General features: G+C 71.8%; 20 protein-coding genes. 4 read left to right on the forward strand and 16 right to left on the reverse strand.

The features are described 5' to 3' along the window. Positions 1 to 117: 117 nt before the first annotated feature. The 16 genes from AC3IYJ_RS11325 to rsmH all read right to left on the reverse strand — a co-directional run bounded on the left by AC3IYJ_RS11325 (position 118) and on the right by rsmH (position 18,452). Complete coding sequence (locus AC3IYJ_RS11325) at positions 118 to 1,347, reverse strand: DivIVA domain-containing protein (RefSeq protein ID WP_489401180.1); 1,230 nt, start codon at positions 1,345 to 1,347, stop codon at positions 118 to 120. Positions 1,348 to 1,429: 82 nt separating this feature from the next. Then, a complete protein-coding gene (locus AC3IYJ_RS11330) occupies positions 1,430 to 1,726 on the reverse strand; it encodes a YggT family protein (protein WP_112450285.1) in 297 nt (98 codons plus the stop codon). Positions 1,727 to 1,785: 59 nt separating this feature from the next. Beyond that, complete coding sequence (locus AC3IYJ_RS11335) at positions 1,786 to 2,397, reverse strand: cell division protein SepF (RefSeq protein WP_371615472.1); 612 nt, start codon at positions 2,395 to 2,397, stop codon at positions 1,786 to 1,788. 151 nt (positions 2,398 to 2,548) lie between these two features. Continuing rightward, positions 2,549 to 3,268, reverse strand: a complete 720-nt coding sequence (locus AC3IYJ_RS11340) for a YggS family pyridoxal phosphate-dependent enzyme (protein ID WP_489401181.1) — start codon at positions 3,266 to 3,268, stop codon at positions 2,549 to 2,551. Positions 3,269 to 3,271: 3 nt separating this feature from the next. After that, positions 3,272 to 4,003, reverse strand: a complete 732-nt coding sequence (gene pgeF / locus AC3IYJ_RS11345; protein WP_489401182.1) for a peptidoglycan editing factor PgeF — start codon at positions 4,001 to 4,003, stop codon at positions 3,272 to 3,274. Continuing rightward, positions 4,000 to 5,196, reverse strand: a complete 1,197-nt coding sequence (gene ftsZ, locus AC3IYJ_RS11350; protein WP_489401183.1) for a cell division protein FtsZ — start codon at positions 5,194 to 5,196, stop codon at positions 4,000 to 4,002. The genes pgeF and ftsZ overlap by 4 nt, the downstream gene beginning before the upstream one ends. 281 nt (positions 5,197 to 5,477) lie before the next feature. After that, on the reverse strand, positions 5,478 to 6,353 hold the full coding sequence (locus tag AC3IYJ_RS11355; protein ID WP_489401184.1) for a cell division protein FtsQ/DivIB: 876 nt from the start codon (positions 6,351 to 6,353) through the stop codon (positions 5,478 to 5,480). A 32-nt stretch (positions 6,354 to 6,385) separates the two neighbouring features. Continuing rightward, positions 6,386 to 7,480: an undecaprenyldiphospho-muramoylpentapeptide beta-N-acetylglucosaminyltransferase gene (gene murG / locus AC3IYJ_RS11360; protein WP_489401185.1), complete on the reverse strand. Its 1,095-nt coding sequence runs from the start codon at positions 7,478 to 7,480 to the stop codon at positions 6,386 to 6,388. A 6-nt stretch (positions 7,481 to 7,486) separates the two neighbouring features. Next, positions 7,487 to 8,902 carry a putative lipid II flippase FtsW gene (gene ftsW / locus AC3IYJ_RS11365; protein WP_489401186.1) on the reverse strand — a complete coding sequence of 472 codons (1,416 nt, stop codon included), beginning with the start codon at positions 8,900 to 8,902 and terminating at the stop codon, positions 7,487 to 7,489. A gap of 65 nt (positions 8,903 to 8,967) precedes the next feature. Beyond that, the gene (murD, locus tag AC3IYJ_RS11370) at positions 8,968 to 10,548 is read right to left on the reverse strand and encodes a UDP-N-acetylmuramoyl-L-alanine--D-glutamate ligase (RefSeq protein ID WP_489401187.1); all 1,581 of its coding nucleotides are present in this window, start codon (positions 10,546 to 10,548) and stop codon (positions 8,968 to 8,970) included. Next, positions 10,530 to 11,600, reverse strand: coding sequence for a phospho-N-acetylmuramoyl-pentapeptide-transferase (mraY, locus tag AC3IYJ_RS11375; protein WP_489401188.1), 1,071 nt, complete (start codon positions 11,598 to 11,600; stop codon positions 10,530 to 10,532). The genes murD and mraY overlap by 19 nt, the downstream gene beginning before the upstream one ends. Beyond that, a complete protein-coding gene (locus AC3IYJ_RS11380) occupies positions 11,597 to 13,021 on the reverse strand; it encodes a UDP-N-acetylmuramoyl-tripeptide--D-alanyl-D-alanine ligase (protein WP_489401189.1) in 1,425 nt (474 codons plus the stop codon). Before AC3IYJ_RS11380 ends, mraY begins: the two co-directional genes overlap by 4 nt. Then, complete coding sequence (locus AC3IYJ_RS11385) at positions 13,021 to 14,730, reverse strand: UDP-N-acetylmuramoyl-L-alanyl-D-glutamate--2,6-diaminopimelate ligase (protein ID WP_489401190.1); 1,710 nt, start codon at positions 14,728 to 14,730, stop codon at positions 13,021 to 13,023. The genes AC3IYJ_RS11380 and AC3IYJ_RS11385 overlap by 1 nt, the downstream gene beginning before the upstream one ends. 45 nt (positions 14,731 to 14,775) lie before the next feature. Next, on the reverse strand, positions 14,776 to 16,794 hold the full coding sequence (locus AC3IYJ_RS11390) for a peptidoglycan D,D-transpeptidase FtsI family protein (RefSeq protein ID WP_489401191.1): 2,019 nt from the start codon (positions 16,792 to 16,794) through the stop codon (positions 14,776 to 14,778). Between the two features lie 168 nt (positions 16,795 to 16,962). Next, positions 16,963 to 17,496 carry a cell division protein FtsL gene (gene ftsL / locus AC3IYJ_RS11395; RefSeq protein ID WP_489401192.1) on the reverse strand — a complete coding sequence of 178 codons (534 nt, stop codon included), beginning with the start codon at positions 17,494 to 17,496 and terminating at the stop codon, positions 16,963 to 16,965. Further along, entirely contained in the window at positions 17,493 to 18,452 is a 960-nt protein-coding gene (rsmH, locus tag AC3IYJ_RS11400) for a 16S rRNA (cytosine(1402)-N(4))-methyltransferase RsmH (RefSeq protein ID WP_489401193.1), read from the reverse strand. The genes ftsL and rsmH overlap by 4 nt, the downstream gene beginning before the upstream one ends. A 248-nt stretch (positions 18,453 to 18,700) precedes the next feature. On the opposite strand from rsmH, the gene AC3IYJ_RS11405 reads away from it, so the two are divergent. From AC3IYJ_RS11405 to AC3IYJ_RS11420, 4 genes are all read left to right on the forward strand, one after another. Then, complete coding sequence (locus AC3IYJ_RS11405) at positions 18,701 to 19,324, forward strand: beta-class carbonic anhydrase (RefSeq protein ID WP_489401194.1); 624 nt, start codon at positions 18,701 to 18,703, stop codon at positions 19,322 to 19,324. Positions 19,325 to 19,479: 155 nt separating this feature from the next. Beyond that, positions 19,480 to 20,490 (forward strand): AAA family ATPase, encoded by a 1,011-nt coding sequence (locus tag AC3IYJ_RS11410; RefSeq protein ID WP_489401195.1) that lies wholly within the window; start codon positions 19,480 to 19,482, stop codon positions 20,488 to 20,490. Further along, entirely contained in the window at positions 20,490 to 21,893 is a 1,404-nt protein-coding gene (locus AC3IYJ_RS11415) for a DUF58 domain-containing protein (RefSeq protein ID WP_489401196.1), read from the forward strand. The genes AC3IYJ_RS11410 and AC3IYJ_RS11415 overlap by 1 nt, the downstream gene beginning before the upstream one ends. Then, complete coding sequence (locus AC3IYJ_RS11420) at positions 21,890 to 24,313, forward strand: transglutaminase TgpA family protein (protein ID WP_489401197.1); 2,424 nt, start codon at positions 21,890 to 21,892, stop codon at positions 24,311 to 24,313. The genes AC3IYJ_RS11415 and AC3IYJ_RS11420 overlap by 4 nt, the downstream gene beginning before the upstream one ends. Positions 24,314 to 24,601: the final 288 nt, after the last annotated feature.

Here is a 24,601-nt window from a genome sequence, read left to right on the forward strand (position 1 = left end):
ACCTCGGCCCCGCGCAGCGGCACGCCCGCGGGCCCGGCCCGGGTACGGAAACGGGCCGGGCCCGGTGCCCCCGAAGGGGAACCGGGCCCGGCCCGACCGTCTGCCGACGGCTACCGCTTAGTTGTCGTCCTCGTCGATCAGGAAGCCCCGCATGGGAGACGGCGCCTGCTGCATCGGCTGCGGAGCAGCCGGCCGCACGGGAGCCATCGGCTGCGTCATCGCCGGGGACATCTGCTGCTGGCCGCCACCGTAGGAGGGGGCCATCGGGGACGGACCACCCATCGGCGACGGGCCGCCCATCGACGGACCGCCCATGGAGTGCATCGCACCGGCCGGGGCCATCGACGGGGTCGGCGACGGCGGCAGCGCGGGACCGGCGGGGTTCCGCGGCGGGGCCAGCGAGTCGTCGGCCTGGGTCTCCAGCTGGCGCAGCTGCGATTCCAGGTAGGACTTCAGGCGGGTGCGGTACTCACGCTCGAAGCCTCGCAGGTCCTCGACCTTGCGCTCCAGCGTGGCGCGGGCGGACTCCAGGGAGCCCATCGCGACGCGGTGCTTCTCCTGCGCGTCCCGCTCCAGGGCGTCGGCCTTGGCCCGGGCGTCCCGCTCCAGGCCCTCGGCGCGCGAACGGGCCTCGCCGACGATCTTGTTGGCCTCGGAGCGGGCCTCCGCGATCGCCTGGTCCGCGGTCTGCTGGGCGAGCGACAGGACGCGGGCGGCACTGTCGCCACCGGGGCCCTGCTGCGGAAGCTGCTGCGGCTGCTGCTGGTGCATCTGCTGGCCCATGGGCTGCATCTGCTGCCCCATCGGCTGCATCTGCTGACCCATCTGCTGGCCGAGCGGGTTCTGGCCGCCCATGGACTGCTGCTGCATGGGGTTGCCCATCGGGCCGGGGCCCTGCTGGCCCATGCCCTGCTGGCCCATCTGCTGCTGGCCCATCTGCTGCTGCCCACCCATGGTGTGCTGCTGCATGGGGCCGCCCATCGGGCCGGGACCCTGCGGTCCGTGCCCACCGGGGCCGGCCGGCAGCTGCGGCTGTCCGCCCGGCAGCTGCGGCGGACCCATCTGGGGCTGCTGCTGCGGCGGGCCGGATATGGCCGCGGGCACGGGGGCGCCGGGGCCACGCTGGTCCTGGGGTTCCGGCTTGCGCATGCCCTGCTGCTGGTTCTGCGCGGCGGCACGCGTGGCGGCTGCCAGCTTGGCGCGCAGGTCCTCGTTCTCGCGCAGCAGGCGCGTCAGTTCGGACTCGACCTCGTCGAGGAAGGCGTCAACCTCGTCCTCGTCGTAGCCTTCTCGCAGGCGGACGGTCGTGAACTGCTTGTTCCGCACGTCCTCGGGAGTCAGCGGCATGTCTTCTTCACCTCTACGTAGTCGTCGGCAGTCGGCAGGACCGTATCGGGACTGTCCCCGCGCCTGCGGGGAAGCTCATCGTTCACACGCTTCTCGCAGCGGTGCTCACGAAACTGATGAGGATGTAAACGATGATCATCAGAACGAAGAAGGACAGGTCGAGTGCCACGCCCCCGAGACGCAACGGCGGGATGAGCCGCCGGAGAAGCTTGAGCGGTGGATCGGTGACAGTGTAGGTGGCCTCCAGAACGACCACCATCGCCTTGCCGGGGGTCCATGAGCGTGCGAACTGGAACACGTAGTCCATGACCAGTCGGAAGATCAGCACGATCAGGAAGCACATCAGAGCGATGTAGACCACTTGCAGTGCGACGCCCATCCCGCGCTTCCCTCTCCCCTGCTCCGCTCAGTTCCCGGTCCCGTATCTGACGGATCGGTCTAGCTTTGGTTGAAGAACCCGCCCTCCGCGATGCGGGCCTTGTCCTCCGCCGTGACATCGACGTTAGCAGGCGACAGCAGGAACACCTTCTGTGTCACGCGTTCAATGCTGCCGTGCAGACCGAACACGAGTCCGGCGGCGAAGTCGACAAGACGCTTCGCGTCCGTGTCGTCCATCTCCGTGAGGTTCATGATCACCGGGGTGCCCTCACGGAAGTGTTCCCCGATGGTACGGGCCTCGTTGTAGGTCCGGGGGTGCAGCGTCGTGATGCGGTACGGCTCCCGCTCGGAGACGACCTTGGGCATGATCACGGGGGCGTTCTTCTCCAGGATCGAGCGTTCGGGTGTGATGGATGCCACGGGGGCGATTCGCGCAGGACGCCCGTTTTCAACCGGCATTGGGAGAGGTTCCCGGGGCGCCGGGGGCTGCGCGACTCGTACCGGTTCGTCCGATACGGGCGTTTGGTGCGAAGCCGGTTGCTGTCGGCGGCGCTCCCGGTCCGGTTCCGGCTCGGGTTCGAACTCGTCGTCGGGGTCGTACCCCGGGTTGTCGTACCGGTCGTCCTCCACGAGGCCGAGGTAGACCGCCATCTTGCGCATCGCGCCGGCCATTCTCTGAGTCCTCCGCTCTGTGGTGGATCGCCCTGTCGCAGGTGTCTCGCCGTGTCACGAATGTCACCAACTGCCCGCGATCCACGTGGTCTGCCCGCCCATAAGCGGTAATGACCATATTTTCTGCTGTGGTCCGACTTTCTTCGCGACGTTACCCGAGCCGGGGTCTCGCGCCGAGTACCGCAGTGCCGACGCGTACATGTGTCGCACCGGCCGCAACGGCCTGTTCCAGGTCTGCGCTCATCCCGGCCGACACCATCGTGGCAGCCGGATGGTCCGCGCGCAGGCGGGATGACAATTCCATCAGCCGCTCGAAGGCAGCCTGTTCGCGTCCCGCGTACTGCCCGGCCAGCGGCGCGACCGTCATGAGACCGTCGATGCGCAGTCCGGGCGCCGCCGCCACGAGGTCCGCCAACTCGGCGAGCTGTTCGGGCGCCGCACCTCCGCGGGCCCCCCGCTCGCCCGACTCGGCGTCGAGGGCGATCTGGACCGTGCAGCCCAGTTCCCGCCCCGCGCCCTGCGCGGCCGCCGAGAGCGCCGTGACGAGCTTCGGCCGGTCGACCGACTGCACCACATGCGCGTATCCCGCCACGGAACGGACTTTGTTCGTCTGCAACTGGCCGACGAAGTGCCATGCGATCGGCAGATCCGCGCAGGCCGCGGCCTTGGGGGCCGCGTCCTGGTCCCGGTTTTCCGCCATGTGACGGATGCCCAGGTCCGCCAGCAGTCGTACGTCGCTCGCAGGGTAGGTCTTGGTGACCACGATGAGCGTCACCTCTTCCCGCTTGCGGCCCGCGGCCGCACAGGCGGAGGCGATCCGCTCCTCGACCAGGGCGAGGTTCTCGGCGAGCTCGGCCTTACGATCCGTCATTCGTCAGTCCAACCAGACATATCCGGCAAGCCGCCCGGTCACCCGGTCGCGGCGGTACGAGAAGTGGTCCCGCGACTCCAGTGTGCAGACCGGGGAGCGCGCCAAGTTCACCACCCCCGCCTCCGCGAGCTGCGCGTGCACTCCGGCGACCACGTCGACGGCCGGTGTCCCCCAGCTGGTCTCGCCGTAGGCGGCGGGCACCACCGCGGCCACCGCCGCCCGCATCTCCTCGGGCACCTCGTAGCAGCGGCCGCACACCGCGGGTCCGGTACGGGCGACCATGCGCGCGGGGTCGGCGCCGAGCGAGACCATCGCCTCCACGGCGGCGGTCACCACTCCCGCGACCAGTCCCGGCCGCCCGGCGTGGGCGGCTCCCGCGATGCCGGCGACCGGGTCGGCCAGCAGGACGGGCGTGCAGTCGGCGGTGAGGACCGCGAGGGCGAGCCCCCGACGGGAGGTCACCACCGCGTCCACGGAGGGGATGGCCGCGTCGGCGGCCCAGGGGCCGTCGACCACCGCCACGTCCCGCCCGTGCACCTGGTTCATCCAGACCACCAGGTCGGGCGCGATGCCGAGCGCCTTCGCCGCCGCCGTCCGGTTCGCACGAACGGCGGCCGGGTCGTCTCCGACCGCGCCGCCGAGGTTGAGCTCTTCGTACGGAACGGCGCTCACTCCGCCCCACCTGTCGGTGAAGGCGAAGTGGGCGCCGCTCTCGCTGTGCTGCTCCAGCGTCACTTCAAGAAGTCCGGGACATCCAGTTCTTCGGCCGGGCTGTCCTGGTACGGGCGGGCCGTCGGGACCTGGGGCGCGGGCGCCTCTGCGATCTGGACGGGCTCGCGCACCGGCTCCTCACGCGGGGTGACCGAGCCGAGTCCACCGAAGGCCGGACGAGCCGGTTCGGCGGCACGGACCGGAACCGGAGCCGGCTCCTCGCGCTTGGTGGACGCGGCACCGATGACGTTGTCCCGGCGGGCCGGGGGCTGTCCGCCGTCGAACCCGGCCGCGATCACGGTGACCCGCACCTCGTCGCCGAGCGCGTCGTCGATCACGGCGCCGAAGATGATGTTCGCCTCGGGGTGCGCGGCCTCGCTCACCAGCTGCGCGGCCTCGTTGATCTCGAAGAGACCGAGGTCCGAGCCGCCGGAGATGGAGAGCAGCACGCCGCGGGCGCCGTCGATGGACGCCTCCAGCAGCGGCGAGGAGATCGCCATCTCGGCAGCGGCCACCGCGCGGTCGTCGCCGCGGGCCGAGCCGATGCCCATCAGGGCCGAGCCCGCCTCGGACATCACGGACTTGACGTCCGCGAAGTCGAGGTTGATCAGACCCGGGGTCGTGATGAGATCCGTGATGCCCTGGACGCCGGAAAGCAGAACCTGGTCGGCCGACTTGAAGGCGTCGAGGACGCTGACCTGCCGGTCCGAGATGGACAGCAGCCGGTCGTTGGGGATGACGATGAGGGTGTCGACCTGCTCGCGGAGCTGGGCGATGCCGTCTTCGGCCTGGTTGGCGCGGCGCCGGCCCTCGAAGGTGAACGGCCGGGTGACCACACCGATCGTCAGGGCTCCCAGCGAGCGCGCGATGTTGGCGACGACAGGTGCGCCGCCCGTTCCGGTGCCGCCGCCTTCTCCGGCGGTGACGAAGACCATGTCGGCCCCCTTGAGGACCTCCTCGATCTCCTCGCGGTGGTCCTCTGCCGCCTTGCGGCCGACATCCGGGTTGGCGCCGGCGCCAAGGCCCCGGGTCAGTTCACGACCGACGTCGAGCTTGACGTCGGCATCGCTCATCAACAGCGCCTGGGCGTCCGTGTTGATGGCGATGAACTCGACGCCCTTGAGGCCGACCTCGATCATTCGGTTGATGGCATTGACACCACCGCCGCCGACACCGATGACCTTGATGACTGCGAGGTAGTTCTGCGGTGCTGCCACGTCGAAGGCCTCTCGCCTCGAGTTACGTGTCGTTCGCCTCGCGGGCCTGCGGTGCGACGACTGATGCCGAAATTGGGACGGTCCGTACAACGCCGACCCGAACCCTCACCCTGAAGTTTAGGGTGAGGGGTGTGTCTGTTCCTTGGACTCTTCCGAACAGGACACTAAGTCGACAAGTAGCGCGTGTTCAACGAACACGCCGAACCTCCCGTTTTTCTTTTCACCCTATGTGATCACCCGTATCGGTGGCCAACCAGGGTGCGTCGCTGTTCGACCGGACGTCAACTACCGGACACCGCCGGGGCGGTGGGGACGCTCACGTCGAAACGATCGGCCTTGGGCGACACCTTCAGGAGTGCGGACAGAGCGCGACCTTTCGCGTCCCCCTGTTCGCCGCTCCCCCAGACCACGGTGCGACCTCGCGTCAACTCCAGTACCACCGAGTCGTACGAGCCCACCTTGACCTGCACGGTCTCCTTGCGAATGGCCTCAGGGAGGCCGCCCGCGATCCCGACGGCCTCGTGCAGCAGCCGTTCTTCGTCGAACCGACGGCCGCTCGCGGCGCGGTCCGCGGTCAGTTCGAGGACCGGAACGCCTCCGGGTGCTTTCGCGACCGTGTCGAATCGCACACCCGAAACGTCCACTTCCACGAACTCGGTGCCCTTTTTGATGAGCAGAACCGGCTTGCGTTCCGTCACCTTGAGCCCGATCCCGTGCGGCCACGCCCGCACCACCTCGACCGAATCGATGCGCGGCAGCCGGCCGCGGAGCCGGGCCGCGATCCCGTCGGTGTCCACGGACACCATGGGGGCGCCGACGGGCACGGCCGCCGCGGCCAACACCTGGTCCGCAGTCAGGACTTCGGTGCCGCCCGCGGTGACCTTCTCGACCCGGAGCCAGGAGGAGCCGTAGAGCACCCAGGTGCAGCCGGCGGCCAGGAGCACCGCCAGGACGAGCCCCGCCACCAGGGTGGGGCCCCTGCGCAGGCCCCGCGGCAGGAGCGGGCCGCGCGGCCAGGGGCGGCCGGACCCCTTCGGACCGGATCCCCTGGGCGGCTTGGGCGCTTTGGGGGCCTTCGGCCGCTTGAGGGAGCCGGACCCCTTGCCCTGGCGGGCGGGTCCGGGACTGCCGCGTTCCGCGGTGCTCGCTCCGGCCACTCCTGTGCCTCCTGCGTCGGTGCTCTTCCGGCTCAGCGGGTCCTGTTGGCGTCGATCGCCTCGTACACCATGCCGACCAGCAGCTCGTCGGCGTCCCGGCGCCCGAACTCGGCGGCCGCGCGGGACATCTCGTACAGGCGGTGCGGGTCGGCGAGGACCGGGAGGACCTGGCTGAGCACCCACTGGGGCGTCAGTTCCGCGTCGTCCACGAGCAGGCCGCCGCCGGCCTTGACCACCGGCTGGGCGTTGAGCCGCTGTTCGCCGTTGCCGATCGGCAACGGGACGTAGGCGGCGGGCAGCCCGACGGCGGAGAGTTCGGCGACGGTCATCGCACCCGCCCGGCACAGCATCATGTCGGCGGCGGCGTACGCGAGATCCATCCGGTCCACGTACGGTACCGGCACATACGGCGGCATCCCGGGCATGTTGTCGACACGCGGCAGTTCGTTCTTCGGACCGACCGCGTGCAGGATCTGGACCCCGGAGCGCTGGAGGGTCGGCGCGACCTGCTCGATCACCTCGTTGAGGCGACGGGCGCCCTGCGAGCCGCCGGAAACCAGCAGCGTCGGCAGGTTGGGGTCCAGGCCGAAGGCGGCGCGCGCCTCCGGGCGGACCATGGCCCGGTCCAGGGTGGAGATCGAGCGGCGCAGCGGGATGCCCACGTAGCGGGAGCCGCGCAGCTTGCTGTCGGGCGTGGAGACCGCGACGGCGTACGCGTACCGGGAGCCGATCTTGTTGGCCAGTCCGGGCCGGGCGTTGGCCTCGTGGACGATGATCGGCACCCCGAGGCGCTTGGCCGCGAGATAGCCGGGCAGAGCCACGTAGCCGCCGAATCCGACGACGCAGTCGGCCTTGGTGCGCAGGAGGATCTCCTCCGCGGCCTTGATGGTGCCGCGCAGCCGTCCGGGGACGGTGATCAGCTCGGGCGTGGGCCTACGGGGCAACGGGACGGCCGGGATCAGTCCCAGCTCGTAGCCGCGCTCGGGCACCAGACGGGTTTCGAGTCCGCGTTCCGTGCCGAGGGCGGTGATGCCCACGGAGGGGTCCCGCCTGCGCAGGGCGTCCGCGAGGGCCAGCGCCGGCTCGATGTGGCCGGCGGTCCCCCCACCGGCTAGTACGACATGCACCGAAATTCACCGCTCTCCGGACGGACGCTTCTTGACGCGCCGTCTCATCGACTTCCATCTCTGCCCGGTCCGCGCCCCGCCGTTCCTCGGCTTGCGCATCGCGAGCGCCGCGCGTGCCGCCGGCTCCTCACGCGCGAACGCGATGAGCAGACCGACCGCGAACATGGTCGGAAGCAGGGCCGACCCACCGTACGAGAACAGCGGGAGCGGGACCCCGGCGATCGGCAGCAGACCGAGCACCGCACCGATGTTGATCACGGCCTGGGCCGTGATCCAGGTGGTCACGCCTCCCGCGGCATACCGTACGAAGGGGTCCTCCGTGCGTCCGGCCACGCGGATACCCGCATAGCCTAGGGCCGCGAACAGGGCGAGCACCGACAGCGTCCCCGCCAGCCCCAGTTCCTCGCCGGTGATGGCGAAGATGAAGTCGGTGTGAGCCTCTGGCAGTTGCCCCCATTTTTCCACACTCGCACCCAGCCCGGAACCGAACCAACCGCCGGAGGCCAGGGCATAGATCCCGTGGACGGCCTGCCAGCAAAGGTCGTTTTTGCCCGGGTCGGTCGCGCCGATGCACGCGAGCCGGTCCATGCGGTGCGGGCTGGTCTTGATGAGCAGCGCGACGAGCACGCCCGCGAGGGCCAGTACGCCCGCGAACATCCGGGTCGGCGCCCCGGCCAGCCACAACAGGCCGAACAGGATGGCTCCGAGGATCATCGCGGTGCCCATGTCCCCGCCCAGCATGATGAGCCCGAGCAGCAGGAAGGTGACCGGCACCAGTGGGACCAGCAGGTGCTTCCACTGGCTCAGCAGGTCCCTGTCCCCCTTGCGCGCCAGCAGGTCGGCGCTCCAGAGGATGAGTGCCAGCTTGCCGAACTCACTGGGCTGGAGCATGAACGGACCGCCAAGGGAGATCCAATTCTGGTTGCCGTTGATCGATACGCCTATCCCGGGGACCTGGACCAGCGCCATCAGGAAGAGCGTGCCGGCCAGCACCGGATAGGACAGCGCCCGGTGGAGTTTGACGGGCATCCGGGAGGCGACCAGCAGCAGTACGGTGCCGATCACGGCCGCGAGGAACTGTTTCTTGAAGAAGTACGCGTCGCCGAGGCCGAGCTGGAGGGCCTTGATCATCGAAGCCGAGTAGACCATCACCAGGCCGAGCACGGTGATGAGCAGAGAGCTGCCGAAAATCAGGTAATACGCGGTGAGCGGACGGTCCCAGGCCCGGCGCAACTGCTGTTGCGTACGCCGGAGCCCGGCCAGCGGCCCACCCGCGGCGGGCCGCCTCCCGCTCGCGGAAGGGCGCTTGCGACCCAGCGTCCGGCCGGCCCCGGGTGCCTTGCCGCTCCGCTCGGCCCTGTCGGATCTGGCGGCCCTGGCGGCGGACGGCCGCCGCCCCGGCAGCACTTGCTTGGCCGGCATCTGTGATCTTCCCCTCCACTCGTTCCGAGGCGAGGCGAGCAGCCGGCGGGTCGGGAGTTCCGGACCTAGGCCTTCTCGGCGGCCAGTTCGCGCACCGCGTCTGCGAACGCGTCCCCGCGCTTGTTGTAGTTCGCGAACATGTCCATCGAGGCACACGCGGGTGCCAGCAGAACCGTGTCTCCGGATTCCGCGAGCCTCGCCGCCTCCCGGACCGCCGCGAGCATCGCCCCAGTGTCGGTCCGCCCGAGGTCCACGACCGGGACCTGCGGGGCGTGTCGCGCCAGTGCCTCGGCGATCAGGGCCCGGTCGGCGCCGATCAGCACGACCCCGCGCAGCCGCTTCGCCGACTTCGCCACGAGCTCGTCGAAGGTCGCGCCCTTGGCGAGACCCCCGGCGATCCACACGACCGGCTCGAAGGCCGCCAAGGAGGCCTCGGCGGCATGGGTGTTGGTGGCCTTGGAGTCGTCGACGTACGTGACCCCGTCCACCTCGTCCACGTGGCTGACCCGGTGCGCGTCGGGCCGGAAGTTGCGCAGCCCGTCCCGGACGGCGCGCGGCGCGACCCCGAAGGCGCGGGCCAGCGCCGCCGCGGCGAGCGCGTTGGCGATGTTGTGCGGGGCCGGCGGGTTGACGTCCGCGACCTCTGCGAGCTCCTGGGCGTTCTTCTGCCGGTTCTCCACGAAGGCCCGGTCGACGAGGATCCCGTCGACCACGCCCAGCATGGAGGGGCCGGGAGCGCCGAGGGTGAAGCCGATCGCGCGGCAGCCCTCCTCGACGTCGGCTTCGACGACCAGGTCCTCGGTGGCCTTGTCGGCCGCGTTGTAGACGCAGGCCACCCTGTTGCCCTCGTAGATCCGGCCCTTGTCGGCGGCGTACGCCTCCATCGAGCCGTGCCAGTCGAGGTGGTCCGGGGCCAGGTTGAGGACGGCAGCGGAGTGGGCGCGCACGGAGGGCGCCCAGTGCAGCTGGTAGCTGGAGAGCTCGACGGCGAGGACGTCGTACGTCTCCTCGCCGAGCACCACGTCGATGATCGGGGTGCCGATGTTCCCGACGGCCGCGGTCCGCAGACCCTGGGCCTTCAGGATCGAGGCGAGCATCTGGGTGGTGGTGGTCTTGCCGTTGGTGCCGGTGATCGCGAGCCACTCGGCTGCGCCGCGTACGGGCGTCCGGGCGGGATCGGCGGGCTCGGCCCCGTCCGTCCCGGCGTCCGCGGCCGCTCGGGCCGCGCGGAGCGCGGCACCCGCGTCGCGCAGGCGCCAGGCGATCTCCACGTCGCCGACGACGTCGACGCCCGCCTCGGCCGCGGCCAGGAAGAGCGGGCTCTGCGGCTGCCAGCCGGGCGAGGTGACGACCAGCCCGGTGCCCTCGGGCAGGACCTCCCCGGCCCGGGTTCCGTCGGGCAGGTGCCCGAGGCGGACCTCGATGCCCAGTTCCCCGAGTTCGGCGGCCTTCGTCCGGTGCGCGTCGCCGTCGCCGTTGTCGACGACGGTCACCCGCGCTCCGAGCCCGGCCAGCGCACGGGCGGCGCTGATGCCGCTGATCCCGAGGCCGGCCACGGTGATCCTGTCGGGCAGACCGAGCCGGCCCAGCGCGTCGGGGCCGAGCACGCCGGCCAGGTCGGTGCTGCTCACTTGTCCGCTGCCCATCCTGCGTAGAAGAGTCCCAGACCCACGATCACGCACATGCCCTGGATGATCCAGAAGCGGACCACGACAAGGACTTCGGACCACCCCTTCAGTTCGAAGTGGTGCTGGAGCGGCGCCATCCGGAAGACGCGCTTCCCGGTCAGCTTGAAGGAGCCGACCTGGATGACGACCGACATGGTGATCAGGACGAAGAGGCCGCCCAGGAGCGCCATCAGGAACTCCGTGCGGGAGCAGATCGCGATACCGGCGAGCGCGCCGCCGAGTGCCAGCGAACCGGTGTCACCCATGAAGATCTTGGCGGGCGAGGTGTTCCACCACAGGAAGCCGAAGCAGGCGCCCATCAGGGCGGAGGCCACGACCGCGAGGTCCAGTGGGTCCCGTACCTCGAAACAGGCGGCCGGGTTGGTCAGGGTCTGCGCGTTGGCGCAGGACTCCTGGTACTGCCAGACGCCGATGAAGGTGTAGGCGCCGAAGACCATCACGGCGGCGCCGGTGGCCAGGCCGTCCAGACCGTCCGTCAGGTTCACGCCGTTGGACATGGCCAGGATCATGAACAGCGCCCAGACCACGAACAGCACCGGGCCGATCGACCAGCCGAAGTCCGTGACGAACGACAGCTTGGTGGAGGCCGGGGCGAGTCCGCGCGAGTCCTTGAACTGGAGCGCGAGCACCGCGAAGGCGATGCCCACGATCAGCTGGCCGGCCATCTTGGCCTTGGCCCGCAGACCCAGCGAACGCTGCTTGACGATCTTGATGTAGTCGTCGAGGAAACCGACCAGCCCCATGCCCGCCATCAGCATGAGGACGAGCACGCCCGAGAAGGTCGGCGTGCTCCCGGTGATCACCTTGGTGAGCGCGTACGCGATCAGCGTGGCCAGGATGAAGGAGATACCGCCCATGGTGGGCGTGCCCTTCTTCCCGGCGTGGCCGCGCGGACCGTCGTCACGGATGAACTGGCCGTAGCCCTTGCGGGCCAGACCCTTGATCAGCAACGGAGTGCCGATGAGCGTGAGGAAGAGTCCGATGACTCCGGAGAACAGGATCTGCCTCATCGGCCGGCGACCTCGCCCTCGCGCTCCAGCAACGCCAGCGCGACCCGCTCCAGACCAATGGACCTGGAAGCCTTCACCAGCACGACGTCACCCGGGCGCAGTTCACTGCGCAACAGGTCGACCGCCGCCTGCGCGTCGGACACGTGCACCGACTCCTCACCCCACGAACCCTCGTTATATGCGCCCAGTTGCAGCCAGGACGCTTCCCTGCCCCCGACTGCGACGAGCTTGCTCACGTTGAGCCGGACGGCGAGCCGTCCCACGGCGTCGTGCTCGGCGAGCGATGCGTCACCGAGCTCGGCCATGGGACCGAGCACCGCCCACGTACGTCCCCCGACGGCCCTGGCGGCGCCGCCCATCGCGGCAAGCGCGCGCAGAGCGGCCCGCATGGACTCGGGGTTCGCGTTGTAGGCGTCGTTGACGATCGTCACACCGTCCGCCCGCTCGGTGACCTCCATCCGCCACCGGGACAGGGTGCCCGCTCCGGAGAGCGCCGTGGCGATCTCCTCGGTGGACATGCCCAGTACGTGGGCGACGGCGGCCGCGGCGAGCGCGTTCGACACGTGGTGCTCACCGTACAGCCGCAAGGTCACTTCGCCGCACCCGGTGGGTGTGTGGAGTGTGAAGGAGGGCTGTCCCCCCGGTGTCATCCGCACCCCGGTGGCCCGTACGTCGGCGTCCTCGGCCTCTCCGAACAGGACCGTACGGGCCTTCGTGCGGGCGGACATCGGGCGGACCAGCGGGTCGTCGGCGTTCAGCACGGCGATACCGCCGTCGGCCGCCGCCGGCAGGGCCTCGACCAGCTCTCCCTTGGCCTGGGCGATCTGCTCGCGGCCGCCGAACTCCCCGATGTGGGCGGTCCCCACGTTCAGCACGAGGCCGATGCGAGGGGGCGTCAGACCGGTGAGGTAGTTGATGTGGCCGATGCCCCGGGCGCCCATCTCCAGCACCAGGTGGCGGGTTTCCTCGGTGGCCTTCAGGGCGGTGAGCGGCAGGCCGATCTCGTTGTTGAGGGAGCCGGGTGTCCACACTGTGGGCGCGTGGCTCTGGAGCACCTGCGCGATGAGGTCCTTGGTGGACGTCTTGCCGGCGGAGCCCGTCAGGGCCACCACATCGGTGCCCAGCCGCTCGACGACCGCCCGGGCGAGGGCGCCGAGCGCCTTCTCCACGTCGGGGACGACCACGGCGGGTACGCCGACGGGCCGGGCCGCGAGAACGGCCGCGGCACCGGCGGCCACGGCCCGCTCGGCGTAGTCGTGGCCGTCGACCTGCTCGCCGGCGAACGCGGCGAACAGGCTGCCGGGCTCCACCTGCCGGGAGTCGATGACCACCGGCCCGGTGATGCGGACGGACGGATCCGGTATGTCGTGGGGCCGCCCGCCGGTGATGTCGGCGATCTCGGCGAGGGAAAGGGCGATCACTACTGGTTCACCTCGGCCTGTCGGGCACGCTGCTGCGCTTGGTTCTCGATGGCCGCGCGCAGGACCGCGCGGTCGTCGAAGGGACGTACGACGCCTGCGATGTCCTGCCCCTGCTCGTGGCCCTTGCCGGCCACCAGCACGGTGTCGCCGGCCTCGGCGCGCGCCACGGCCGCGGCGATGGCCGCCGCCCGGTCGGCGTCGACGAGGACGGTGCCGCGCTCGGCGGCGGGGACGGACACGGCGCCTTCGAACATCGCGGCGAGGATCGCGAGGGGGTCCTCGGAGCGCGGGTTGTCGGAGGTGAGCACGGTGGTGTCGGCGAAGCGGGCGGCCGCGGCGCCCATCGGGGCCCGCTTGGTGGTGTCGCGGTCGCCGCCGCAGCCGAGTACGAGGTGGAGCTTGCCGGTGGTGACCTCGCGCAGGGCCCGCAGGACCGATTCGACGGCGTCCGTCTTGTGCGCGTAGTCCACGACGGCCAGGTACGGCTGGCCCGCGTCCACCCGCTCCAGGCGGCCGGGAACCCCCGGGACCGCGGCGACGCCGTCGGCGGCGGTCTGCGGGTCGAGGCCGGCGGCCGCGAGGGTGACCACGGCGGCGACGGTGTTGGCCACGTTGAACGGTCCGGGCAGCGGGGCGGTGGCGCGTACGCGCTGCCCGTCCGGGCCCACCAGGGTCAGGGTGGAGTCCATGTGGCCCGAGACCACGTCCTCGGCGTGCCAGTCGGCCGCCGGGTCGCCGGCGGCCGAGAAGGTGACCACCGGGATCGGCGACTCCTTGGCGAGGCGCCGGCCGTACTCGTCGTCGATGTTGACCACGCCGAGGCGGGCCCGGCGTTCGGTGAAGAGCTGCGCCTTGGCCTGGAAGTAGTCCTCCATGCCGGTGTGGAACTCCATGTGCTCCGGGCTCAGGTTGTTGAAGACCGCCACGTCGAAGACGCAGCCGTCGACCCGGCCGAGCACCAGCGCGTGGCTGGAGACCTCCATGGCCACGGCCTCGACCCCGCGTTCGCGCATGACCGCGAACAGCGCCTGCAGGTCGGTGGCCTCGGGAGTCGTGCGCTCGGACTTGATGCGCTCGTCCCCGACGCGCATCTCGACGGTGCCGATGAGGCCCGTCCGGCGTCCGGCTCCGCGCAGGCCGCCCTCCACGAGGTACGCCGTGGTGGTCTTGCCGGAAGTGCCGGTGATGCCGATCTGGAGCAGGCCCTCGCCCGGCCGTCCGTAGATCGCGGCGGCCAGTTCGCCCATCCGGCCGCGCGGGTCGGCGACGGCCAGGACCGGCAGCCCGGTGGCCGCGGCGCGCTCCGCGCCGGCCGGATCGGTCAGCACGGCCACGGCACCGAGTGCGGCCGCCTGGGCGGCGAAGTCCGCGCCGTGGAGCTTGGCTCCCGGCAGGGCCGCGTAGACGTCTCCGGGGCGCACGGCACGGGAGTCGTGCGTGATGCCGGTGATCCGCGTCAGGGGATCGTGGACGCCATGGGCTTCGACTCCCAGCAGGGCTGCCAGCTCGCCGAAGGGGGTCGGGCGGGCGGACAGGGGGCGTGGCGCTCCCGGCGGCGCTGCCGGTGCGTCGTTCTGGGTGGTTCTGGGCTGATCAGCGTGGGGCACGGCGGTGAGCGTACCGGGCCCGGCGGGCCGCTCGCGAAGCGAGGGCCCGGCCTCGGCGCCGGTGTCCGCGCGGTTCCCGGGTTTGGGGGTGATCGTTGTCACTGAGGGTGCCTCACGCATTTCTGGGGCGAGCGGTCCGGACGGTGGTCACTGGCCCGGCTGCGGGCTCGGCTGGGGGCCGGGCTGCGCGCCGGGTTCGTAGGTGACCGGGAGCCCGGCCGGAGCGGTTCCGGTGGGGGCGACCTGGAGGGTCTTGAGGGCGAACTCCATGACCTTCTTGTAGATGGGTCCGCAGATCTGGCCGCCGAAGTAGCTGCCCTTGGTGGGGTTCTGGATGGCGCAGTAGACGGTGATGCGGGGATTGTCGGCCGGCGCGAAACCGGCGAAGGAAGCGGTGTAGCCCTTGTAGTGGCCGGTGGCCGGATCCACCCGGTTGGAGGTGCCGGTCTTGCCGCCGACCCGGTAGCCGGGGATGCGGGCCTTGGTGCCGGTGCCCTCCTGATCGTCGACCACCGACTCCAGCATCTGCGCAAGGGTCCTGGCGGTCTCCGGGCTGACCACCTGAATCCGCGGGGGCGCCGGGGCCGGGGTGAAGCGGCCGTCGGGGCCCTTGGTGCCGCGGACCAGGGTCGGCTGGATGCGGACGCCGCCGTTGGCGATGGTCGAGTAGACCGAGGCCGCCTGCATGGCGTTGAGGGACAGGCCCTGGCCGAAGGGGATCGTGTACTGCTGGGAGGTGGACCAGGCCTCGGGCTTGGCGAGGATGCCCCTGGACTCGCCCGGGTAGTTCAGGCCGGTGGGCTGTCCGATGCCGAACTTGTTCAGGTACGAGTACAGGACCTTGTTGGCGTCGGGCTGCGTCGGGGCGAGCTGGCCGGTGGCCAGGATGGTGCCGATGTTGGACGACTTGGCGAGGACCCCGTTGAGGGTCAGGTACCAGGTCGGGTGGTCGATGTCGTCCTTGAACAGCCGGTCGCCGCGGTGCAGTCGGTTGGGGACCTCGACGTGGGTGTCGGCGGTCGCCTTCTTCTCCTCCAGTACGGCGGCCATCGACATCACCTTGGCGGTGGAGCCGGGCTCGTACACGTCCTGGAGAGCGGCGTTGCCCATGGCGGCCGAGCTGGCCTTGGACAGGTCGTTGGGGTCGAAGCCGGGGGCGTTGGCCATGGCGAGGACCTCGCCGGTGCGGGTGTCCTGGACGATGACGTACCCGCGGTCGGCCTCCGACTTGGCGACCTGCTCGGTGATCGCGCTCTGCGCGGCCCACTGGATGTCGCGGTCGATGGTCAGCTCGATGTCCTGACCGGGCACGGCGGGCTTCTCGCTGGAACCGGCCGTCGGGACCCGGCGGCCGCCGGACTGGGCGTAGGTGAGCTCGCCGTCCTTGCCGGCCAGCTTCTTGTCCAGGGAGGACTCCAGGCCGCCGGCGCCCTTGCCCTCGGCGTTGACGTAACCCAGTATCCCGGCGGCGAGGTCGCCGTTCGGGTACACGCGCTTGCTGCTGTTCTCGTTGAACACGCCCGCGATGACGTTGGCGCCGGGGCCGTTGTTGCGCTTGTCCGCGGCGGCCTTGTCCGCGAAGACCTTCTTGAGGCCCTTGATCTGGTTCCAGACCTGGGGGGTCTGGCGGCGGGCGAGGACGACGTAGCGGGTGTTCTTCGTCCTCAGGCGCTCGGTGAGCTCCTTGGCGTCCTTGCCGATGATCGGGGCGAGGAGGGCGGCCGCCTGCTCGGGGGCGTCCGGGGCCTTGCTCTCCTGCGGGGTGAACATTTGCGGGTCGGCGGTGATGTCGTACGCGTCCACGCTGGTGGCGAGCGCGACGCCCTTGCGGTCGGTGATCTCCCCGCGCTCGGCGGCCAGGGTGTAGCTGGCGAACCGGTTCTGGGAGGCCTTGGCGGAGTACGCGGACGCGTCGACCGCCTGGACCTGGAGGAGCCGTACGACGAAGGCGAGCATCACCAGCGTCAGTCCGACGCTGACGAGGCGCAGCCGGGGCTTGGGGGCGCCGAGCCGGATGGTGTGCGGTTTCCTCGCGGGGGCGGGGCGCCGGGTGGCGGGCCTGGAGGCCGGCCGGGCCGTGGCCCGCGCCCGCTCCGACCCGGCCCCGCCGGGCCTGGGCCTACCGGGTCCCGGCACCCGCCGCCGCGGCGGCTCCTGCGGGCTCACGCGGAAGCCCCCGGGCCGGGAAATCCAGCCCCGCCGGCGTTTGAGGCGCGGGGGTCCGGGGGCTGGCCCCCGGCGACGGCGCCGCACGCGGAACGGGTCCGGGCAGCGCCCGGGGAACGGTGGAAGGGCGGGTTGGGGACCGCCCCCGCAGGGGTACGCGTCACGACGTCACCGTCCAGGGGTCTGGGAGGGCTGGGGGGCTCCGGCAGAAGCCGACGGGGCGGCCTGGCCCGAAGGGGCCGGGGACGGCGCGAGCGCCGGGGAGCCCGCGGGGCTGGGCACGGCGGAGGCGACCACGGGCACGAAGCCCGAGGCCCCCGACTGAACCGGCGGAGCGGACGGCGGGGGCTGCTCCGCCGCCGGGGACGCGGTCCCTACGACCTTGCCGTCGGCGCCGATGAACACCGGGCTGCCACCCGGCACCAGCCCCAGCTCCTGCGCCCGCCGCTGCAAGGCGTCCGGCGCCGAGTACCCGTCCACGTCCCGCTGCAGCGCCTGTTCCTCGTCCGTCAGCGTGGTGGTCTCCTTCTTCAGCTTGCTCAGCTGGAAGGAGCCCTGGTTGAGCGCCGAGTTCAGCAGCAGCAGGCTGATCAGCCCGCCGCCGAGCAGCGCGACGACCAGCAGGACGAACGGCGTGCGCGCCGCCTGCCCTGCCGGGCTCCCGGCCAGGACGCGGCCGACGCGTCCCGCGCGTGGACTCACAGCCGCGCCTCCCGGATCCGTTCCACCCCGCGGAAGCGGGCCGGCGCCGCCCGCCGGTTCTCCGCGATCTCCTCCTCCGTCGGCAGCTCCGCGCCGCGCGTGAGGAGTTTCAGCTTCGGCTGGTACTTCTCCGGTACGACCGGCAGTCCGGGCGGGGCCGTGGACGTGGCCCCGGCCGCGAAGACCTGCTTGACGAGGCGGTCCTCCAGCGAGTGGTACGAGAGCACGGCGATCCGGCCGCCGACCGCGATCCGGTCCACGGCGGCGGGGATGGCCCGCTCCAGCCCGGACAGCTCGCCGTTGACCTCGATGCGCAGTGCCTGGAAGGTGCGCTTGGCCGGGTTGCCGCCGGTCCGCTTCGCCGCCTGCGGCAGGGAGTCGCGGATGAGCTCCACGAGCCGTGCGCTGTTGGTGAAGGGCTCCTTGACGCGCTCGCGCACGACCGCGGAGACGATCCGCTTGGCCTGCTTCTCCTCGCCGTACTGGCGCAGGATGCGGACCAGCTCGCCGGGCGCGTAGGTGTTGAGGACCTCGGCCGCGCTGATGCCGGTCGTCTGGTCCATCCGCATGTCGAGCGGGGCGTCCTGCGCGTAGGCGAAGCCGCGGTCGGCCTCGTCCAGCTGCATGGAGGAGACGCCGAGGTCGAAGAGGATGCCCTGGACGGTCGGGATGCGCAGGTCGTCCAGTACGTCGGCCAGGTCGGCGTAGATGGCGTGGACGAGGGTGGCCCGGTCCCCGAAGGGCGCGAGGCGCTCCCCGGAGAGGCGCAGGGCCTCCTTGTCGCGGTCGAGGCCGATGAGGTGGGCCTCGGGGAACCGGGTGAGCAGGGCCTCGCTGTGGCCGCCGAGGCCGAGGGTGCAGTCGACGACGACGGCCCCGGGCCTCTCCAGTGCCGGGGCCAACAGGTCCAGGCACCGCTGGAGCATCACCGGGACATGTCGGGACTCGCTAGTCAAAGCGCCCTCTCAGATAACGGCGCGGCAGGCATACGCCGCGCCGCGCACGCGGAGTCTTACCAAAGGGCCGGGCGGCCGGTCAGGGCCGGGCTCCGGCCGGTTCGCGTCACTTTAGTGCAACGGTCGCCGCGGTCAACGAACCGCCCCGCGCGCCGTTCGGCGCTCTCGGACCGAACCGGTAAATGCCCCGAATCACCCGGATGACCTCCCGGTGCTCACTCCTGTGGGTTAGCTCACAACAGGAAGTAGTGACCTTCTTTGTCCACCCTCACTCAATGCCGGGACAGGCTGTGACCACTAACGTCGTATCCATGACGACTTCCACTCCAGTCCCCGCCGTGCCGGCCGCGGATTCCCCCGAGGAAACCGCCGCCCCCACCGTCACCGACCGGCTGGTGGAGGCGAACCGCGCCTACGCCGCAAAGTTCGCCGACCCCGGCATGGACGCCCGCCCGGTCCTGCACGTGGCCGTCGTGGCCTGCATGGACGCCCGCCTCGACCTGCACGCCGCCCTCGGCCTGGAGCTCGGCGACTGTCACACGATCCGCAACGCCGGCGGCGTGGTCACCGACGACACCATCCGCTCCCTCACCATCAGCCAGCGGGCCCTGGGCACCCGCACGGTGATACTCATCCACCACACCGGATGTGGTCTCGAAAGCCTGACCGAGGACTTCCGCCACGAGCTGGAGGACGAGGTCGGCCAGCGCCCCGCCTGGGCCGTCGAGGCCTTCCGCGACGTGGACCAGGACGTCCGCCAGTCGATGCAGCGGGTCCGGACGAACCCCTTCCTGCCCCACAAGGACGATGTGCGAGGCTTCGTCTTCGACGTGCACACCGGCCTCCTGCGGGAGATCGATCCCACCTCGTGAGTGACACCGGGCCGTAACGCCGTCAAGAATGCGGGGAGACGTCACCCGGAGGACCTCCGGGCCGGCGTCCGCACTCTTGATTTCTGAGGTGTTTCGGGGTGGGCCGATCGTGCGCCGTGCGGCGTCGGCCCGGGGATAGGGTCGAGGAGAACCAGGTGACCACGTACGACGACCGAGCGAGCCTCGCGGATCTGACGAGCACCGCACAGCGGGTGCGCGATTCGATCGAGAGCGTGATCGAGGGCAAGCCCGAAGTGGTCCGCCTCGCCCTGACCGTGCTGCTCGCCGAGGGTCACCTGCTCATCGAGGACGTCCCCGGCGTGGGCAAGACCATGCTGGCCAAGGCGCTCGCCAAGTCCATCGACTGCTCGGTGCAGCGCATCCAGTTCACCCCGGACCTGCTGCCCTCCGACATCACCGGCGTCAGCATCTACGACCAGCAGCGCCGCGAGTTCGAGTTCAAGCCGGGCGCGATCTTCGCGCAGATCGTCATCGGCGACGAGATCAACCGCGCCTCCCCCAAGACCCAGTCCGCGCTCCTGGAGTCGATGGAGGAGCGCCAGGTCACCATCGACGGCACGACGTACACGCTGCCGACCCCGTTCATGGTCGTCGCCACCCAGAACCCGGTGGAGATGGAGGGCACCTACCCCCTCCCCGAGGCCCAGCGCGACCGGTTCATGGCCCGCGTCTCCGTCGGCTACCCCAGCCACGAGGCCGAACTGCGGATGCTGGACGTGCACGGCGGGCTCTCCCCGCTCGACGACTTGACGGCCGTCGCGCACGCCCACGACATGGTCAAGCTCATCGAGGCCGTCCGCGAGGTGTACGTCGCCGGGCCCGTCCGCGGCTACGTCGTCGACCTGGTCTCCGCCACCCGCAGCCACCCCGACCTGCGCCTGGGCGCCTCGCCCCGCGCCACCCTGCACCTGCTGCGCGCGGTGAAGGCCTCCGCCGCCCTGGCCGGCCGGGACTACGTCCTGCCCGACGACGTCCAGGCCCTGGCCGGCCCGGTCCTCGCGCACCGGCTGCTGCCCACCGCGCAGGCCCAGCTGAGCCGGCGCACCGCCGAGCAGGTCGTCGCCGACATCCTCCAGCGCACCCCCGTACCGGCCGCGCACGCGCGCGGCGAGATCCCGCCCGGCGCGGGCATCCGGGGCTTCTGATGAGCGCCGGTGCCCCGCACGGCGGTGGCGGCCGGGGACCGGAGGACGGTGGCGGGCTGCGTGCCTCGCTGGCCGGGCTGACCACGCGGGGCCGGTCCTTCCTGGCCGCCGGCGTCGCCGCCGCGCTGTGCGCGTACCTCCTGGGCCAGTCCGAGCTGCTCCGGGTCGGGCTGCTGCTCGCCGTGCTGCCGCTGATCTGCGTCCTGGCCCTGCACCGCACCCGCCACCGGGTCTCCGGCAGCCGTCGGCTGAGCCCGATGCGGGTGCCCGCCGGCGCCGAGGCCCGGGTGCAGCTGCGCCTGGACAACACCTCCCGGATGCCCACCGGCCTGCTGATGCTCCAGGACCGGGTGCCCTACGTGCTCGGGCCCCGGCCCCGCTTCGTCCTGGACCGGGTGGAGCCGGGCGGCCACCGCGAGGTGTCCTACCGGGTCCGCTCCGACCTGCGCGGCCGCTACCCGCTCGGCCCCCTCCAGCTGCGGCTGTCCGACCCCTTCGGGCTGGTCGAGCTGACCCGCTCCTTCTCCGCCTACGACACCCTCACGGTGATACCGCGCACCGAAGCGCTGCCCCCGGTCCGCCTCACCGGCGAGTCCTCGGGCTACGGCGACGGCAGCCGCCGCTCGCTGGCCCTGGCCGGCGAGGACGACGTGATCCCGCGCGGCTACCGGCGCGGCGACGACCTGCGCCGGGTGCACTGGCGCTCCACCGCCCGCTACGGGGAGCTGATGGTGCGCCGCGAGGAGCAGCCGCAGCGCAGCCGGGCCACCGTGCTGCTGGACACCCGGCGCCTCGCCTACGAGGGCGCCGGCCCCGACTCGGCCTTCGAGTGGGCCGTCTCCGGTACCGCGTCGGCGCTCGTGCACCTCCTGGAGCAGGGCTACGCCGTGCGGCTGCTGACCGACACCGGGGACTGCGTCCCCCGCGAGGGCGGCGGCTTCACCTCCGGCGGCCAGGAGTCCGCGGAGGCCGCCGGCCTGATGATGGACACCCTCGCGGTGGTCGGCCACTCCGACGGCGCCGGTCTCTCCCGGGCCTACGACGCGGTCCGCGGCGGCGGCCCCGGCGGTGGCGGTTTCGGCGGAGCCGGGGGCGACGGGCTCCTCATCGCCTTCTTCGGAGACCTGGACGACGTACAAACGGATCTGGCGGCCAAGATGTGCCGGCGCAGCGGAGGGGCCGTGGCGTTCGTACTGGACTCCGCGGACTGGTCCGGCAGGCCGCCGGGGCTCTCGGCGGTGATGTCGCAGGGGCTGCCCCCGCTGGCGGATCGCCTGGGCCGGCTGCGCGACGCGGGCTGGACGGCGCTGGCCGCCCCGCCCGGGGTGGCCTTCGGTGAACTGTGGCGGCTGGCCGGGAGCGCGCAGTCCGGCAGTGCTGGTTCGGCGGGGGGCTGGGGATGAGCGGGCGGGCGAGACTGACGGTCTTCGCGGCACTGGCGACGCTGTTCACGGCGTGGTCGCTGAACCCGCTGGTGGAGACGGGGAGCTGGCTGCCGGAGGCGGCGGTACTGCTGGCGCTGCAGAGCGCGGTGGGCGGCGGGGCGCGACGCGTGCCGCTGGCCCGGTCCCTGACCGTGGCGGCGCAGCTGCTCGTGTCGCTGCTGACGCTCATGCTGCTCTTCGGCGGCAAGGGCCAGTCCACGACGAGCGACGGGGTGCTGTCCTACCTGGTGTCGGACTTCGGCGGGCTGTTCGCCCAGGGCGTCCGGGACGTGAACCAGTTCGCGATCCCGGCGCCGTTGACGGACGGGATCCGGCTCCTGCTGGTGACCGGGGTGCTGCTCATCGGGCTCCTGGTGGACCTGCTGGCGGTGACCCTGCGGATGGCCGCGGCGGCCGGGCTCCCGCTGCTCGCCCTGTACTCGGTGGCGGCGGGCCTTTCGGGCACGGCCACCGGCTCCGGCGGCGCCTCGTGGTTCGCGTTCCTGCTGGCGGGGTGCGGCTACCTGTTGCTGCTGCTGTCCGAGGGCCGCGACCGGCTCGCGCAGTGGGGCCGGGTCTTCGGCGCGGCCCCGCGCGGGCGGGTGTCGGCCGGTGTCTCGGGCGGCGGCCGGGCCATGGCCCCGGTGCGCACCGGGCGGCGGATCGGCGCGGTCGCGCTGGGCCTGGCGCTGGCGGTGCCGGCGGTGCTGCCCTCGATGGGCGGCGGGCTGCTGGGCACGGGCGGCGCGGGTGACGGCGACGGGACCGGCATCGGCCCCTCGATCCAGGCGGTCAATCCGCTGGTCTCGCTGCAGAGCAGCCTCAACGCCCAGGACAACCGGGTGGTGCTGAAGTACCGCACCGACAATCCGCAGCTGAGCGAGCAGTACTTGCGGATCCTGGCGCTCGACGAGTTCAACGGGGTCAAGTGGGAGGCTTCCGGGCGGCCCCTGACGGACGTGCCGGAGCGGCTGCCGAACCCGCCCGGAGTGAGCGGCGACGTCCTCGGCGGCGCGGCCGAGGTGCGCACCAGCGTCTCTTCGGCGCAGACGTACGCGCAGCGCTACCTGCCGATGCCGTATCCGGCGATGCATGTGGACATCGGCGGGAAGTGGCGGTTCGAGCCGGTCGGGCGGACGCTCGTCGGGGACCAGCTGGGCAAGGACAGGTTCCAGAACGCCCAGGGCGCGCAGTACACCGTACGGAGCCTGCTGCTGAAGCCGACGGCGGAGCAGCTGCAGAACGCGCCGGCGCCGAACGAGGCGATCCGGGGCGAGTACACGAAGGTGCCGGACAACCTGCCGGCGGTGGTGGCCGACACGGCCCGCCAGGTCACCAAGGGCGCGAAGGACGACTACTCGCGCGCGGTGAAGCTCCAGGACTACTTCGCGGTGAGCGGCGGGTTCCGCTACGACACGAAGGTGTCCTCCGGTACGGGTTCGCAGGCCATCGTGAAGTTCCTCTCCGACAAGGAGGGCTTCTGCGTCCACTTCGCCTTCTCGATGGCTTCGATGGCGCGCACGCTGGGGATCCCGGCGCGGGTCGCGGTCGGTTTCACGCCCGGGGAGAAGCAGTCGGACGGCAGCGTCAACGTCTCGATGCGGGACGCGCACGCGTGGCCGGAGCTGTACTTCGAGGGCGTGGGCTGGACCCGCTTCGAGCCGACTCCGCGGTCGGGCATCACGGTGCCGGACTACAGCCGGCCCGAGGCCCCGGAGTCCCAGCCGACGGCTCCGACCGCGGCCCCGTCCGCCAGTTCGGCGGCGCCCTCGGCCGGGCCCTCGAAGGAGGAGGACTGCCCGCCTGACCAGAAGAAGCTGGGCGAGTGCGGGTCGGCCGCGGCCGACCGGGGCGCGGGCTCGGGAAGCGGCGGTGCGTCCGCGGGGGCCGTCCTGGCCTGGACGCTCGGCGCGGTGGTCCTGCTGGCCCTGCCCTTCCTGCCGTTCCTGTGGCGCAGGCGGCTGCGGTCGCGGCGGCTGGACTCGGGCGATGTCCTGGCCGCGTGGCGGGAGCTGGGCGACTCGGCGTGGGACGTCGGGATCGACCCGGACGAGGCGCTGTCCCCGCGGGGTGCGGCGGACCGGGTGGTGACGCTGGGCCGGCTGGACCAGCGGGCGGCGGAGGCGGTGCGGCGGGTGTCGGCGGCGGTGGAGCGCGCGCTGTACGCCCCGCCGGGCGCGGAACCCTCGCACGGGGCTCTGGCCCCCGACGTCCTGCTCGTGCGGACCGCCCTGCTGGCCGGGGTCTCCCGCACCACCCGGCTGCGGGCCCTGTTCCTGCCGCACTCCTCGGCCCGGCTGCGCTGGGCGGCGACGGCCCGGCGCGCGGCCCTGGCCGCCAGGGTCTCGGCCGCCCTGTCCCGGGTGCGGACCCGCATCCCGGCGCGGGGGCGGGGCTGAAGCCCCGCAGTCACGGAAAAACGGCCGACGCCGGGGCTCGATCCCCCCGAGCCCCGGCGTCGGCCGTTCTGCTTCCCCCGGCCAGAGAGACCCGGTCCACACCTGCCGCCCCGTGTCGGCGGTGCGGGCCGGGTCCCTGTCCGTTGCCCCCAGTCTGGCGTCCGCGCAGGCCGGAGCCCATCCGCGCACCGACTCATTTCCGCGTCTAGGTACGGATACTCAGGCGCCCCACCAGTTCTACTTGCACCCACCGCCCCCGCGGCACCGCCGATCGGGGGTCACCCGTTC

The organism is Streptomyces sp. GL_140 (genome assembly GCF_057834465.1).